The 15607-nt window shown below is 71.7% G+C and carries 9 protein-coding genes and 1 pseudogene; 6 read left to right on the top strand and 4 right to left on the bottom strand.

The features are described 5' to 3' along the window. Positions 1 to 127: 127 nt before the first annotated feature. The 3 genes and pseudogenes from pta (at position 128) to CT688_RS14100 (ending at position 5258) form a co-directional block, all read left to right on the top strand. Complete coding sequence (gene pta, locus CT688_RS14110; protein WP_231750354.1) at positions 128 to 2413, top strand: phosphate acetyltransferase; 2286 nt, start codon at positions 128 to 130, stop codon at positions 2411 to 2413. Continuing rightward, positions 2410 to 3620: pseudogene (locus tag CT688_RS14105) on the top strand (acetate kinase). The gene pta and the pseudogene CT688_RS14105 overlap by 4 nt, the downstream one beginning before the upstream one ends. A 96-nt stretch (positions 3621 to 3716) precedes the next feature. After that, on the top strand, positions 3717 to 5258 hold the full coding sequence (locus CT688_RS14100) for a thrombospondin type 3 repeat-containing protein (protein WP_156607276.1): 1542 nt from the start codon (positions 3717 to 3719) through the stop codon (positions 5256 to 5258). A 51-nt stretch (positions 5259 to 5309) separates the two neighbouring features. On the opposite strand, the gene CT688_RS14095 is transcribed toward CT688_RS14100, so the two are convergent. The 3 genes from CT688_RS14095 to CT688_RS14085 are packed head-to-tail and all read right to left on the bottom strand — an operon-like array spanning position 5310 to position 10362. After that, entirely contained in the window at positions 5310 to 7796 is a 2487-nt protein-coding gene (locus tag CT688_RS14095) for a serine/threonine protein kinase (RefSeq protein ID WP_107757413.1), read from the bottom strand. Further along, entirely contained in the window at positions 7793 to 8899 is a 1107-nt protein-coding gene (locus CT688_RS14090; RefSeq protein WP_370446315.1) for a glutamate ABC transporter substrate-binding protein, read from the bottom strand. Before CT688_RS14090 ends, CT688_RS14095 begins: the two co-directional genes overlap by 4 nt. After that, complete coding sequence (locus CT688_RS14085; protein ID WP_107757411.1) at positions 8896 to 10362, bottom strand: hypothetical protein; 1467 nt, start codon at positions 10360 to 10362, stop codon at positions 8896 to 8898. Before CT688_RS14085 ends, CT688_RS14090 begins: the two co-directional genes overlap by 4 nt. Before the next feature lie 173 nt (positions 10363 to 10535). On the opposite strand from CT688_RS14085, the gene CT688_RS14080 reads away from it, so the two are divergent. Next, positions 10536 to 11618, top strand: coding sequence for an NUDIX domain-containing protein (locus CT688_RS14080; RefSeq protein WP_231750353.1), 1083 nt, complete (start codon positions 10536 to 10538; stop codon positions 11616 to 11618). A gap of 92 nt (positions 11619 to 11710) precedes the next feature. Then, a complete protein-coding gene (locus CT688_RS14075) occupies positions 11711 to 13531 on the top strand; it encodes an alkaline phosphatase D family protein (protein WP_107757410.1) in 1821 nt (606 codons plus the stop codon). An 85-nt stretch (positions 13532 to 13616) separates the two neighbouring features. Here CT688_RS14075 and thiE read toward each other — a convergent pair whose 3' ends face one another. Next, the gene (gene thiE, locus CT688_RS14070) at positions 13617 to 14342 is read right to left on the bottom strand and encodes a thiamine phosphate synthase (protein WP_107757409.1); all 726 of its coding nucleotides are present in this window, start codon (positions 14340 to 14342) and stop codon (positions 13617 to 13619) included. Positions 14343 to 14382: 40 nt separating this feature from the next. Here thiE and CT688_RS14065 point away from each other — a divergent pair, with 40 nt between their 5' ends. Next, on the top strand, positions 14383 to 15588 hold the full coding sequence (locus CT688_RS14065) for an FAD-dependent oxidoreductase (RefSeq protein WP_107758224.1): 1206 nt from the start codon (positions 14383 to 14385) through the stop codon (positions 15586 to 15588). Positions 15589 to 15607 lie beyond the last annotated feature (19 nt).

The following is a 15607-nucleotide window of genomic DNA, read 5'->3' as shown; positions in this document are numbered from 1 at the left end:
CGAGCCGACCCCGCCGCTCCTGGTCGCCGTACCCGGGTGCCGCCCGGGGTCGACAGGCTCACCGATGTCTGGGGCCGCACGGGGTGTACGACGTGTGCCGGGCCGCTCGCGCTGTCACAATGCCCTCGTGCCCGATTCCGCCGCGCCCGATTCCCCCGTAGCCGAGACGCTCCCGCCCGAGCCCGCCGCTCCCACGATCCCGTCCCCGGTGGCCCAGGTCCCCCTGTCCTCCTCCGCGGTCTACGTCGCGGCGCCCGAGGGCGACACCGGGAAGTCGACCGTGGCTCTCGGGCTGCTGCGGATCCTCGCCGGGACCGTCCAGAGGGTGGGGGTCTTCCGTCCGGTCACCGTCGCGCCACGTGTCGCCGGCGCCGGGACCGGACCAGGCGCGGAGTCCGTGACGGGAACAGACCCCACGCGCGACCGCATCGTGGAGATGCTGCTCCAGCACACCACCGTCGATCTCGACTACGAGGACTGCATCGGGGTGACCAATGCCCGGGTCCACGAGGACCGCGAATCGGCGCTCGCCGAGATCGTGGACAGATACCACGTGGTGGCCGGGCAGTGCGATGTGGTGGTGATCCTCGGGACCGATTACACGGGCGTGCCCAGCCCCACCGAGTTCGACTTCAACGCCACCCTCGCGGTGAACCTCGGCGCGCCCGTTCTGCTGGTGCTCCGCGGTGCCGATCGGACTCCGGGGGAGATCGGTACCAACGCCCGACTGACCCTGGAGGAACTCCGACAGGAGCACGCCCACCCGGTGGGCGTCGTCGTCAACCGGTGCGACCCCGAGGACCTGGAGGACATTCAAGCCGAGCTCGCTCCCCTGGACCTGCCCGCCTGGACGTTGCCCAGCCAGGCCCTCCTCACCGCGCCCACGATGGGTGAACTGGTCGAGGCCGTTGACGGCACGCTCTACTCCGGTGACCCGGCGCTGCTGGACCGGGAGGTCATGAACCTCATGGTGGGCGGGATGACCGGCGAGCGCATCCTGGAGCGGCTGGTGGACGGCATGGTCGTGATCGTGCCCGCCGACCGGACCGACGCCGTGCTCGCGGTCCTCACCGCGCACGCAGCGGAGGGGTTCCCGTCGTTGGCCGGGATGATCTGGAACGGCGGTCTCATGCCGAACGCGGCGATGGACCGACTGGTCAGGGGAATGCGCTCGACGTTGCCGATCGTCTGTACCTCCCACGGCACCTACGACACCGCTCGCCTGGCGGCGGACACCCGGGGGCGCGTCTACTCCGGGTCCGGGCGGAAGGTCGAGACGGCGCTGAGCCTGATGGAGACCCACATCGACACCGAGGAGCTGCTGGCCCGTCTACGCGTGGACACCCCCAGTGTGATGACGCCGCAGATGTTCGAGCACCAGCTCCTCGAGCGTGCCCGCGCGGACAAGCGTCACATCGTGCTCCCCGAAGGCGACGACGACCGCATCCTCCACGCCGCTGGCCGGCTGCTGCGTCGAGATGTCGCCGACCTGACCATCCTGGGCGATCCCGAGACCGTGCGCCGACGCGCGGACGAACTGGGCATCGACCTGGCCGGGGCACAGATCCTCGACCCGCGCACGAGTGAGCACGCCGAGCCGTTCGCCCGGATGTACGCGACGCTGCGCGAGCACAAGGGCATGACCCTGGACGTCGCGCGGGACAGGATGCTCGACATCTCCTACTTCGCCACGATGATGGTGTACACCGGCCTCGCCGACGGAATGGTCTCCGGCGCCGCGCACACGACCGCGCACACCATTCGGCCCGCCCTGGAGATCATCCGGACGAAGCCGGGAGTGAAGACGGTGTCCAGCGTGTTCCTCATGTGCCTGTCCGACCACGTGCTGGCCTTCGGCGACTGCGCTGTGGTCCCCGCCCCGACCGCCGAACAGCTCGCCGACATCGCGCTGTCCTCCGCCGAGACGGCCTCCCGGTTCGGAGTGGAACCACGGGTCGCGCTGCTCTCGTACTCCACCGGTGACTCAGGCAGCGGAGCAGACGTGGACAAGGTGCGCGAGGCCACCGAGATCGTCTGCGCGCGCATCGCCGCCGCGGGCGAGGGGGACCCGCTGGCGGACCTCATGGTGGACGGGCCGCTGCAGTTCGACGCCGCCGTCGACCCCACCGTGGCCCGCAAGAAGATGCCGGACTCGCCGATCGCCGGCCGCGCCACCGTGCTGATCTTCCCCGACCTGAACACGGGCAACAACACCTACAAGGCAGTGCAGCGTACCGCCGGCGCCGTGGCGATCGGCCCGGTCCTGCAGGGGCTCCGCAAGCCCATCAACGACCTCTCGCGTGGCGCGCTGGTCGAGGACATCGTCAACACCGTCGCCATCACCGCCGTCCAGGCGCAGGGCACGGCCGACCAGGCGCAGGCCGCGGCCGCAGACCCGGGAGAGGAGTCGTGACCCGCGTCCTCGTCATCAACTCGGGGTCGTCCTCCCTCAAGCTCCAGATCATCGACACCGCCGTCGAGGTGGAGTTGGCGTGGGCGCTGGTCGAACGAATCGGGGAGCCCGTCGGCACCCTGGCCGTGCGCCGCGGCGACCTGTCCGGCTCGCCGGGCGGGGAGCGCACCGTCGAGGCCGCGTTCCCCGACCACACCGCAGCGCTGAGTCGGGTCCTTGAGGAGGCGGGGCGGCTCGGCGCTCACCCCGCCGACCTGGGAGTCGAGGCGATCGGCCACCGGGTGGTCCACGGGGGCCGGATTTCCACGACCCGGTCGAGGTCACCCCCGAGGTGGAGGCGGGCATCGAGAAGCTCGAGCTGCTGGCGCCCCTCCACAACCCCGCTAACCTGCGAGGGATCCGCGTGGCCCGGGAACTACTGCCGGGCCTGCCGCACGTGGCGGTGTTCGACACGGGGTTCTTCCATACGCTGCCCGCCGCCGCGCACACCTATGCGATCGATCACGCGCTGGCGAAGGACTGGGACCTGCGCCGCTACGGTTTCCACGGCACCAGCCACGAATTCGTCTCGCGCCGCGCGGCAGAGGTACTGGGGCGCCCGTATGACGAGGTGAACCAGATCGTGCTGCATCTCGGCAACGGGGCCTCGGCCTCGGCGATCGCCGGCGGCCGGGCGGTCGACACCTCGATGGGGCTCACACCGCTCGAGGGTCTGGTCATGGGCACGCGTCCCGGTGACCTCGACCCCGGACTGATCATCCACCTCATCCGTGACCGCGGTATGTCGCCGGAGGACGTCTCCACCCTTCTCAACCGTAAGTCGGGTCTGGAGGGGTTGGCGCGGGTGAGCGACTTCCGCGAGCTGCTCGCGCGGGTCGACGATGGTGACCGCGACGCCGTTCTGGCCTACGAGGTGGTCGTCCATCGCCTCCGCCGCTACATCGGCGGATACTGGGCGGTTCTCGGCGACGTCGACGCCATCACCTTCACCGCCGGCGTGGGTGAGAACGTCGCCCGCCTGCGTGCGGACGTGTTGTCCACGCTCGTCGGGTGGGGAGTGGAACTCGACCCGCAGGCCAACGAGGACGGGGCGGGCGAGCGGATCATCTCGCGCGCCGGTGGCCGGGTCGCGGTCCTGGTGATCCCGACCGATGAGGAGTTGGCGATCGCCCGGGCGTGCGACACGGTCCTGGGGTTGGGAAGGTAGGCGGGCGGTGCGGACACCCTTTACATAAGAACAACTTTAGTATTACAGTGAGGGCTCTCCTCCCGGGCGTCAGACCGGGCCTGACGAAGCTGGTCGATGACGAAACCCTCAGGATCCGAGCCTGCCGGATGCGCTGCCGAGAGTGCCACTGAGCCTGCCCGTGAGATGCGGCGCGGCCGGCCACGAGGTCGTCGCAGGAACGGGCTGATCCCTGTCGCCCTCGCGGCCGCGGTCACCCTGGTGCTCGGCGGGGCATCCGTCGCCCGGGCCGTCTCCGCCTCGCCCCTGGACGCCCACACCGACCTCGAGTTCTCACTCGACGGCGTCACGTGGTCGGACGCGCCGGACCTCGTCCTGAGGTCGTGGGGGTGCGACCTCGCCGGCGGGCCCGCGCACACCGATCCCCGGGGTGCGATCGGGGGCACCCCCGAGGTGGACCCGTGTTCGATGTCGCCGGGCCAGTCGATCGACAGGACCTATCACGTGCGCAACGCCACCACGACGGGGCGGACCGGGCGATACGCGGTGGGGATCGGCGACTACCTGGTCTCCGGCGGGGCCGAGTTCGACGTGAGCAGCACCCTCACGGGCGCCGTTGAGGTCGACTCCCGGACCGTGACCCTCTACGGCCCCGACACCCCCCGTGCCGGGGATTCCCCGGCCCGCGGGACCACGGTGGCGGCTCTCGACCTCGCTCCCGGGCAGACGGCGACGGTGGTCGACGAGGTGTCCGTGCCCCTCGACGTGGAGAACCACACGCAGCGACAGAGCGTGAGTCCGATGATCTGGGTGTCCTTCTCCGACATCGGGGTGGTGGACACCGACGGAGACGGGTTGCCGGATCTCGCCGAGGACCAGCTCGGCCTCGACCCCACCGACCCGGTCAACCGACTGCCCGACGGCAGGACCGGCCGGAGCTTCGGGCCTGAGGTGTTCCTGCCTTCGGCGTCCGAGGGGATCGTGCTCGACGTGGATACCTCGTCCCTGCCGCCGGGCCTGCGGCTCGAGGACGGGGTCCTGAAGGGCACACCCACGAGGGCGGGGACCTACGACATCGGGTTCGCCGTGACACTGCCCGACGGGGCCACCTACCACTCCATTCGACGAGTGGTGATCCGTCCCGGGGCCGGCGGCGGCTCCGTGGACCTGCCCGACCTCATCTGGCCGGTGGTGATCGTCGGGGTCATCGGACTCATCCTGGGGCCGTTGCTCGGGTCCCTGGGCGGATCCCTGGGTGGGTCCCTGGGTGGGGGGATCGGGGACTCCCTCGGCGGATGGCCCGGCGGGTCGGCCGGCGTGCCCCCGGACGGATCCTCCGACGGCTCGGCCGCTTCCGGGTCCTCGCCAGGCACCGTCGCCCCCGTCAGCCCCGCGCCCGGCACACCCGCGCCACCGCCGCGCCCCCCGTCGTCGACCGCCGGCCCCGGTGGCACCGGGCAGGTCCCCGTGAACTCGCTGACCCCACGCGACGGCGCGCCGTCCTCGGAATGGGCTCGCGCCAACTCCCAGGTGCGCGGCTCGCTGGCGGAGACGGGCGTGGGAGCGACGGACCTGCTGCTGTGGGCCCTGACCGCCGCCGCGGCCGGAGTGACCCTGATCCTGCTGGCCGGCCGGCGGCGTCGCGACGCCGAGTGCTGAGACCGCGAGCGGTGAGGAGCAGAGAGCCGGGATGCCGACACCCGGGCGGCGTCAGAACAGGGTTCGAGGCCGGATGCTGTTGGCCTGGTCCACCAACCGGAAGCGCTGCTGCCGGGTCTCGGTGGACCGCGCCAGGGTCCGCAACACCGTCTCCGCGCCCGTTCTCAGACCGAACTCGGTGAACGGCACCCCCCGCATCAGTGGCGACGGCGAGGGCTCGTTTCCGGGAAGCTGGATCCAACTCAGTGCCGTGGTCAGCACGGTGAGGCGGATCTGGACGGCCCGGTGCTCACCGGCGGACAGGTTCGCGACGCGACGAGCGGCCTCGCGCAGGTGGGATTCCTCGGTCTCCCGCAGTGGCCGCCCCTGGCACAGCAGCAGGATCGCCGTGAGATTGGCCAGGGCCGAGTATCGGGAGTTGGGCGGGACCCGGTCCAGTTCCTCGATCGCCGCCGCGACCTCCCCGCGCCTCTGCAACTGTCGGGCCAACCCGAATGCGGAACTGACCACCGACCGGTCCACGGACCACACCGTGCGGTAGAAGTGCTCGCTCGACCGCGCCCATCGGGCCCTGTCCCCCTCCGGGCAGACGTCGAGGATGAGCTCGGCGGTCGCCGCGAGCGCCAGCTTGGGCCCGTTCTCCCCCGGCATGGCCGACAACACCTGCTGGAACTTCGGATAGGCGCCCACGGGATCCCCTTTGAGCAGGGCGATCACCCCGACGTACCAGACCAGGCGCCACTCCGAGCGGAGTCGGTCGGAGTTCTCCTCCAGCAAGGCCTCGGCCGACGCGAGGTCTCCGCTCTCGAGGTAGGCGCGGGCGAGCGACATGATCACCCCCACGCTGTCGTGGGCCTCGGACTCGGTATCTGAGTACAGCTCACGGAGCGTGTCGATCCGCTGCTCCACGGAGGTGTAGGAGGTGGCGGCCAGGATGCGCCCGGCGGGATCGGAGGACTCCATCAGCGGCACGGGCAGGGCGTCGACGAGTTCGGCACCGGTCAGTGTGGTGTCGCGGGCGTGGCCGTCGACGAGGAAATCGGTCGGCTCGACCGTGAACAACGTGCCGAACGTGGACCGCTGCGGCGAGAACACCGAGGAGAACGCCGGATGCGGGATCCCGGTACGCAGAGCGAGGACTTCGCGCAACACGCCCATCAGCTGGCCGGCCATCCCGTTGGCGCTGCGGAACCGCATGGTCGGGTCCTCGTTGGTCGAGCGCAACAGGAAACGGTAGAGCGAGTCGTACCGGCTGAACACCGGCTCCTCGACGGGGGAGGGGATCCCGTCGGCGTAACGGCCGTCGACCACCGGCAGTCGGACGATCAACGACGCCAGGGTGCGCCCCACGGTGTAGAGGTCGGAGGCGATGGTGGGGCCGGTCTCGGGGATCTCCGGCGCCTGGAAGCCCGGTGTGCCGTAGATGTGCCCGTAGTCGCCGACGCCCGAGACCGCGCCCATGTCGATGAGCTTGACGTGGTCCTCGGTGAGCATGATGTTCTCGGGCTTGAGGTCGTTGTAGACCAGCCCCACGGAGTGCAGGTAGGACAGCGCTGTGAGGGCCTCGAGGACGTACGCGATCGCCTTCTCCACCGGCAGGACGCGACCCGGCGCCGACCTGCGCACGTCCCGCAGGCTGGGCCCACCGACGTACTCCATCACGATGTAGCCGCCGTGGGTGGGCGAGGTGGCCCAGTCGTCGTGGATGAAGTTGTAGATCCTCACGATCGACGGGTGGGAGAGTTCGGCCAGGATCTCCCGCTCGGCCACCGCCACCTCCTGCGCCTCGGCCTGGTCGGCGTGGAGCAGGCCCTTGAGCACCACCCACCGGTCGGACACGTTGTGGTCCACGGCGAGGTAGATCCAACCCATCCCACCGTGGGCGAGCGCGCCGCGGACCTCGTACTGGTCGGCCACCACGTCGCCGGGTCGGAGTTCGGGCCGCGGGAGTCGTCCATCCGAGGCCTCGCACTCGGCCTCGATGTCCTCCGGCGAGAGCATGGCCGAGTGGGGATCCACCGGGATGATGTACGGCAGGTCCACCAGCCCCTCCGACGCCGGGCTCGGTCGGTCCTCGGGCTTACTGGGTTGACGCATCCGGAACGGTGCCGAGCCGGCGCGGTCGCCCGTGGCCCCGTCCCCGGTCCGGGCGGAGGGTCGCTCCACGGGGACCGACCGGGTGCGCGACTCGGGGTCGCCGGTGGCGTCCGCGGTGGCGACGGGTCCGGTGACGGCGCCCGCCTCGTCCGCGTCGGTGTCCGGGGTGCCGCCGGAGTTCTCGAGGTATCCCGTCATCGAGACGGCGCCCGTGGCCGGTACGGCGCCGGTCGCCGCCATCGCCCCGGTGGCGGGCATCGCGCCCGTGACCGCCATGGCCGACGTGGCCTCGGTCGCCTCCGTGTGTGCCCGGCCTGTCGGCGTCGCCCTGGTGTCCGGGGTCGACCCGGTGTCCTGCGTCGGCTCGGGCCGGAACGTGGCCTGGGTTCCGACGGTCGGCTCGTCGAGGGGGGCTCCGTCATCCGCGCCGCGGTAGCTCATCGCGGTTCCTCCGGCACGTAGGTCGGCGCGGGCATCCCGGGGCTCGGGCCCAGTCCGGAGAGCCAGGTGGAGTACATCCGGTTCCACGTTCCATCGGTTCGGATCCGCTCGAGCGTCGAGTTGACCTGCCGGACCAGACCGTCCGTGTCGTTCCCGGGAGTCGACCTGGCGATTCCCACCCCGTACGGCTCCGCGTTGAGCTGCGGGCCGACGATCTCCAGGTAGGGATCCTGGGCGGTGATGCCCACCAGGATGGCGTCGTCGGTGGTGATGGCGTCCACCTGGTTCTGTTGGATGGCCACGAGGCAGTCGGCCCACGTGTTGACCGACAGCACCGTGAGCCGGTCGAGCTCGTCCCACAGGCGTGAGGCCGACGTGGTTCCCGCCGCCACGCACACCCGCCGACCCTCGAGGTGTTCGATCTCGGTGATCCCGGAGCCCCGCACGGCCAACACCCGCTGGTAGGCGCGGTAGTACGGCACGGAGAAGGTGATCACCTCCCGGCGCGCACAGGTGATGGACATCGACCGGATCACCACGTCGACCTGGTTGTTCTCCAACGCCTCGATGCGGTTGGCCGAGGTCAGGGACCGGAACTCCACCTGGCCGGGATCCCCGAAGATGTCCCGGGCGATCTCCCGGGCCAGGTCCACGTCGAAACCGGTGAGCTGACCGGTGGCCGGGTCACGGAAAGAGAACAGGTTGGACCCCTGGTCCAGGCCCACGATCAACCGCCCCCGATCCCGGATGCGGGGGACGCGCTCCTCGGGTGTGGCGTCATCGGGGCGCAGACTCGGGAGCGGGTCGCAGGATTCGTCCGCCGAGACCTGGGGTAGCCCCGTCGGACTCTCTGTCGTCACGACCGCTCCGGCCGGTAGCGGCATCACGGCGGAGACCTCGGGGATGCCGACGTAGTCGGATCCGGTCACCACCGAGGCCGTCTCCCGGCCCGACCCGCCGTCGTCACCGCGCGCCTCGTCGTCGTCGTTGACTCCACACGCACCGGAGACCGCCAGGGCGGCCACCAGGACACCCCCGGTCACCACGCGGGCGGCCCGACGCCCGGCGCTCCCCCCGGACCGCCACGTCCCCCGCGCGCTCACAGGTACTCCCTGATCCGGGGGGCGATCCCCACGATGACGGCGAAGGCGGCGAGCGCGGACAACGCCATGATCAGGTCCGGCCCGGTGGCGGAGGTGCGCCGTGCGTTGTCGATACGGGTGCGCAGCGTGTCGCGGGCCTCCTCGATCGCGTCCTGCATCGACTCGTCGAACTCGTCGAAGGCGGCCCCCGAATCGCCCTCGCCCTGCCCCGAGGAGATGAGGATCGCCCCCTGGTAGTCACCTTGCTGGTACAGCGAATCCGCGCGGTTCTGCGCGGCCATCCACTCGTCCAGGGCCTCGATCGCGTTGGTGACGGCGCCGTCCCCGTCCAGGCTGGTGCGGCTGCGGGACTCCTCGTCGGGGTCGAGGTAGACGGTCAACGTGTCGCGGACGCCGCCCAGGATGGCGGCCCGCTCGGCCGCGGACCCCTCGGGATCGGTGCGCCGCACCAGGTTCAACGTCTCCTGCGCGCGCACCTTCTGGGCGTTGATCCGCTGCCGGGTGAGCTCGTTCATCGGGGCCGCGCCCTCGGACAGTCCGCGCGCGTTGTTGTTGGCCGCCAGGAACCCGGCGATCATCGTGAGCAGGAAGGTCGCCACCATGAGCAGTGAGGCCAGCGCCAACGCGGGATTGACCCGTCGCCCGGTGATCTTCCACAACCACTGCTGCAGCAGCACCAGTACCGCGATCGCCGCCCCCAACAGGATGAACGATCCCCAGGGCGGCGAGGACCACTCACGGTCGGACTCCCCGACGGAGGTGGACTGGCGGTCGTACAGGTCGGCGGCCGCGGGGAGGATCGTGTCCTGCATGAGGGTGGACGCCGACGCGAGGTACGCCGAGCCGACCGGGTTGGCGACCCGGTTGTTGGTCCGGGCCGTCTCCACGAGTCCGGTGTAGGTGGTCAACTGGGCGTTGATGTGCGCCAGTTGGTCGATCGACTCCTCGTCCGAGCGGTCGAGGCCCTGCGAGGCGGCGACGATCGACGCCGACGAGGCGGCGATGGCCTGCAGGTAGCGATCCCTGAGCTCGGCGGGTTCGATGCCCCCGGTGATGAAGGCGGTGTTGGCCGCCGAATCAGCGATGGTCAGGGAGCTGTACAGGGTCTGGGAGGCGTTGGCGACGGGCTCGACCTCGGCCAGCAGGGTCTCGTGGTGGCTCTGGCGTTGGGTGATGGTCTGCGACGCCACGGTCCCGCCGAACAGCACCGCCACGATCGCGACCACCGCGAAGACCGACATCCGACCCGGTGTGGTGAGGGCGTCGTTCCAGAACCGTGCGGCCCGGCGACGCACCGGACGGCGGCGGCTGAGCGCGATGTCCTCTGAGCCGGGGCCCGTGGACGTGCCCCCGCCGGAACCCCCGCCCGCACCCGGGGCGGACCCGGACCGCGCGCCCGGAGCAGAACCGGACCGCGAGCCGGGACCCGCGTCGCGCTTCTGCGTGAGGGTCGGAAGGCCCATCTGGTCAGTCACCTCCCGGTTCTCTCACCGCCTGTGCCGGGGATCCGGTGGGCGTGTGTCCCAGGTTAGTGAAGTGGCGCAGCGACGTCGGGCAGACTGGACGAGGAGTACGCGGTTCCGCCCGATCCGGGGCGGATCCGGTCCGGTGAGGCGTCCGGCGGAGTGGAGGACCAGTGGCCACGAGTGAGGGTGACGGGAACGGCTGGGTCGTGTCCGCGGCCGGTGACCGACGGTGGGGGCGCTTCGGCGCCGCGGGCCTGCTCCTGCGCGCAGCCGATCCGACCGATCCGGACACCCCGCTCGTGCTGCTGCAACACCGCGCGGTGTGGACGGCCTCCGGCGACACCTGGGCGTTGCCCGGCGGAGCGCGTGACTCCTCGGAGGACGCGTCGCAGGCGGCCCTGCGGGAGACGCAGGAGGAGGCCGAGATCAGGCCCGCCGACGTGGTGGTCCGAGCCGTGCGGGTGACGTCGCGGATGCCCGGTACGGTGTGGCACCGGCCCGGACTGGACATGCGCCACGTGTCCGAGATGATGCGTCGCCTGCGGCCCGACCAGAAGCACTCGGACGACCCGGCGGTCCGCGCCCGGACGATCCCGCCACTGGTGCAGGAGTCGACTGACGCGGTGGAGTGGACCTACACGACCGTGGTCGCCGACGCCCCGCGCGCGCTGGAGACGGTGCCGAACAACGAGAGTCTGGAACTGCGGTGGGTGCCCGAGACCCGTGTCGCCGAGCTGCCGCTGATGCCCGCGTTCGCCCAGGCCTGGGCGAACGGGCTCCGCTCCCGGCCGGTGGAACTCGTGGTGGACGTGGCCAACGTCCTGGGCTCCAGGCCGGACGGGTGGTGGAGGGACCGGGCCGGCGCCACCGCGCGTCTGCTCGCAGAACTGAGTACGACCATGCCGCGGACGGTCGAGCTGCCCGACGGGTTCGGGTGGGTGGCCCGCGCACACGCCGTGATCGAGGGGGCCGCCAGACGGGCCGAGCACTCCGGTCCGTTCGTCGTCCACCGGGCGTCCGGCTCAGGCGACGACGCGATCGTCGACCTGGCCACTGATCTCGCCACGGATCCCGCCCCAGGCCGTCATGCAGATCTCGATACAGGGGCCGCTGCCGCGCCCGCCGGCGGGGGGACGGGTGGGGCTGAGCCGGGCGGGTCCCGCCGGGTGGTCGTGGTGACGGCCGACCGGGGGCTGCGGGCCAGACTGCCGCAGGGCGTCGTCGCCGTCGGCCCCCGCGTCCTGCTCGACTAGGGTCTGCGCCCGGGGCCCTGGTCGACCAGGGTCTGCACCCCTTCCGCTACCGTCCCACCCGGCACGCCGCGGGCCGGGTGCACACTGGTGCAATGAACCAGCCCCCCACGCCGCCCGAGATCCTGGTCGGACCCATGCTGCGGTACGTCGACAGCACGGACGCGACGGTGTGGCTCGAGGTGTCCGCGCCGTGCACGGTGACGATCCGGGCCGGGGACAGCGAGGCCTCCGAGCGATCGTGGGGAGTCCACGGCCACCACTTCGCGGTGCTGCACCTGCGTGATCTCGAGCCGGGGGCCCGGACGCCGTACCAGGTGGCGCTCGACGGCGCGGCCGCCTGGCCCGTGGAACCGGAGCGCCCCAGCGTCATCCGCACCCCGAGGGCCGATGACACCGTCCGCCTGGCCTTCGGGTCCTGTCGACGTGGTGAGAGCCAGACCCCGGTGGCGTTGCGCCGGATCGGGGCCGACGCGCTGGTCGCGCTGGCGCACCAAATGGCCCGCACGCCGCACGCCGACTGGCCCGATGCCATGCTGCTGCTCGGCGACCAGGTGTACGCCGACATCCCCAGCCGCGAGATCACCGAGCGGCTGGCCGCCCGTCGCAGTGCCGGCCAGGGGCCGCGGTCGGTGCGCGACTCCGCCGGGGACGGCGGTGACCGGGACGTGTCCGGGGAGATCTGTGACTTCGAGGAGTACTCCTGGCTGTACCACGAGTCGTGGCGGGATCCGGATGTCCGCTGGCTGCTCTCGACCGTGCCCAGCTGCATGATCCTCGACGACCACGATCTTCGCGACGACTGGAACTCCTCGTACGCGTGGCGCCGGGAGATGACGGCCCAGCCGTGGTGGCCTGAGCGCGTGAAGGGGGCTTTCGCCAGCTACTTCGTCTACCAGCACCTGGGCAATCTCGCGCCGTGGGAGCTGGAGGCCGACGCGGTGTACCAGGCGGTGCGGGCTGCGGGATCCGATGCCGAACGCGAGGGGATCCTCGACGATTTCGCCCTGTCCGCCGACGCCGACCGCGACACCGCGCGGTGGAGCTTCCGCCGCGACTTCGGGCGGGTGCGGGTGGTGATGCTCGACGTGCGCGCCTCTCGTCGGTTGGACCCCGGTGACCGACGAGTGATGGATCCCCGGGAGTGGGAGTGGGCGCGGGAGGCGTGCCTGGCGGCCGAGGTCGACCACCTGGTGATCGCGTCGTCCCTGCCCGCCTTCATGCTGCCGGCACTGCACCATCTCGAGGGGTGGAACGAGGCGGTGAGCCGCGACCGGCCGGACAAGCCGCTGTCCGCCCGGATCGGTGAGTGGGTGCGCCTGACAGTCGACCTCGAACACTGGGCGGCGTTCCGGCACAGTTTCGACGACCTGATCGGGTTGCTCACCGAGGTCGCGGCCGGGGATCACGGCCGGCCGCCCGCGTCGATCCTCATGCTGGGCGGGGATGTCCACTGCTCGTACCTCGAGGAGGTCCAGCTCACCGCGCCCCGGGTGCGCGACTCGCCCACCAGGGTCCACCAACTGGTCATGTCGCCGTTCCGCAATCCTCTACAGAAGTCGATCCGGATGGTCAACCGGATCTCGGTCCGGAATCCCGCGCCCGCACTGACCCGCCGGCTCGCCGATGCTGTGGGGGTGCGCGATCCACAGGTCAGGTGGGACGTCACCGACGGCGTCTGGTTCCACAACGGGGTCATGACCCTGGTGCTGCGCGGTCGCCGCGCCACCGTCAAGGTGGAGCATGCACACGTGGAATGGCCCGCACGCGGACTGGGGAGGGTGCTCACGCTCGTGCCCGGCCTGGCGCCGGACTCCTGGGGCCGGAGAGGGCGACGACGACGAGGTGGGGACGACCTCGAGGCCAAACCCCGTCAGGTTCTGCGCAGAACACTCACCAAGGAACTCACGGACTGAGGTGGGACGCCGGCCGGGTGACAGTGTGCTCGTCGGCTGACCGGGGTTCCCCCGGGGGCTGCCGGGGCTACCTCGACGCGTCGTGTCAGCGCAGTTCGGCGCGGAGCGCGCGCGCCGCCGCAGTGGGGTCGGCCGCCTCGGTGATCGCGCGGACCACCACCACCCGTCGCGCTCCCGCTGCCAGTACCTCGGTCAGGTTCCGGCGGTCGATCCCGCCGATGGCGAACCAGGGCGTGCCGCGGGGGCGGGCTCCTCGCGCGGCCGCGTGCCTCACCAGGTCCAGGCCCGGGGCATGGCGGCCGGGTTTGGTCGGGGTGGGCCACACAGGACCGGTGCAGAAGTAGTCCACGAGTGGGTTGCCGGCCGCCGCGTCGACCTCTCCCGGGGCGTGGCACGACAGGCCGATCACCACGTCCTCTCCGGCCACGCGGCGCGCCCACTCCACGGGCAGGTCGTCCTGCCCCAGGTGCAGCACGTCCGCCCCCGACGCCGCCGCCACGTCGGCCCGGTCGTTGACCGCCAGCAGCGCCTCGTGCGAGTCGCACGCCTCGCGCATCACCGCCAGGGCCCGCAGTTCGTGCGCGGCCTCCAGCGGCCCGCCGTCGCGCTCGCCGGGAGAGTTCTTGTCCCGGAGCTGCACGATGTCCACACCTCCGGCCAGCGCTGCGGCGACGTCCCTACGCAGCGCTGGAAAGTCGCCGGACCACCCCTGCGCGCGCGCCTGCTCGTCGAGGTGTCGTCGCGCGTCGATGCAGAGGTAGAGCCGGGCATCTGCGAGGCGGGAGCGGAGTCGATCGGCGCGGGCGGTCATGTGCGTAACCGTAGGCGATGGCCCCACTAGGGTGAACGACGTGACTCCCGATACCGGACCTCCCGTCCCGAGCATCGGCACCCGTCGCCTCGTCGTGATCGGCGGTTCGGTGATCGGGCTGGCCTGCGCGTGGTCGGCCGCCAGGACCAGGCTGGTCGCGGAGGTGGTGATCCACGAGCCTGACGACTCCGGCCCCGACGGGGTGCCCTCCTCTGCCGCGGCGTGGGTGGCCGGCGGCATGCTCGCCCCGTTCAGCGAGGCCTGGCCGGGGGAGGAGGCGGTGTTCGCCCTCGGAGTGGACTCGCTCCGTCGCTGGCCGGAGATGCTCAGCGCCCTGGAACCCCACGTCCCGCCCGGCCCTCCCCTCCGGACCGCCACCCGCACCCACATGCTGGCCGTGGACGAGGCCGACGCCCGGGACCTCGACATGGCCATGGACTGGGCCGCCCGTCAGCCGGACCCCGCTCCTGACGGCCCCGCCCCGCGTCCGGGTTCCGCCTCGTATCCGGGCCGCGGTATCACCGATGCCGACCTGCGCCGGGTCACCCGGCGGGAGCTGCGGGAGGCGGAACCGTCCCTGGCCCGCGTCGCCCGCGCCGCCTATCGGATGGACTCCGAGGGGGCCGTCGACAACCGCGTCCTGCTGGCCGCCCTGGCCCGCGCCTGCCGCGCCGAGGGCGTGAGGTGGGTGCGCAGCGCGGTGACCTCGATCGACGACGTCGACGCGGACCGCATCGTCCTGGCCGCGGGTTCCGGGTCCGCCGACCTGGCGGGACTGCCGGTGCGCCCGGTCAAGGGTGAAGTGCTCCGGCTGCGCACCCGGCCCGGCTGTGAGGACCCGCCCCGAGGGGTGGTGCGGGCGTTCGTCCGCGGGCGGCCGCTCTACCTGGTCCCACGCGACGGCGGCCTGGTCGTGGGCGCCACTCAGTACGAACACGGCGACGACCGGCAGGTCACCGTCGCCGGGGTCCGCGACCTGCTCGCCGACGCCGAGACGATCTTCCCCGGCATCGGCGAGTACGAGTTGGCCGAGGCGACCGCCGGGCTCCGGCCGATGTCGCCGGACAACCTGCCGTTCCTCGGCGCCGACCCCGCGGACCCGCGCCTCATCCACGCCACCGGGCACGGCCGCAACGGCATCGCGCTCACCCCGGTGACCGCCGCGACGGTCTCTGCGCTCGTGCGGGGCGAGTCGGTTCCCCGGGCTGCGCACGCCGCCGTGCCGGGCCGGTTCGCTCGCGGATGAGGTCTCCGGCAACGACCAC

The sequence above is a fragment of the Dietzia sp. JS16-p6b genome (assembly GCF_003052165.1).
Lineage (GTDB): Bacteria > Actinomycetota > Actinomycetes > Mycobacteriales > Mycobacteriaceae > Dietzia.
This window is presented reverse-complemented; position numbering and strand designations above follow the sequence as displayed.

Excerpts from the sequence above, each read along its gene's own strand:
- CT688_RS14100 (WP_156607276.1), top strand. The coding sequence starts at position 3,717 with ATGACGAAACCCTCAGGATCCGAGCCTGCCGGATGCGCTGCCGAGAGT.
- CT688_RS14095 (WP_107757413.1), bottom strand. The coding sequence starts at position 7,796 with ATGAGCTACCGCGGCGCGGATGACGGAGCCCCCCTCGACGAGCCGACC.
- CT688_RS14085 (WP_107757411.1), bottom strand. The coding sequence starts at position 10,362 with ATGGGCCTTCCGACCCTCACGCAGAAGCGCGACGCGGGTCCCGGCTCG.
- CT688_RS14075 (WP_107757410.1), top strand. The coding sequence starts at position 11,711 with ATGAACCAGCCCCCCACGCCGCCCGAGATCCTGGTCGGACCCATGCTG.
- thiE (WP_107757409.1), bottom strand. The coding sequence starts at position 14,342 with ATGACCGCCCGCGCCGATCGACTCCGCTCCCGCCTCGCAGATGCCCGG.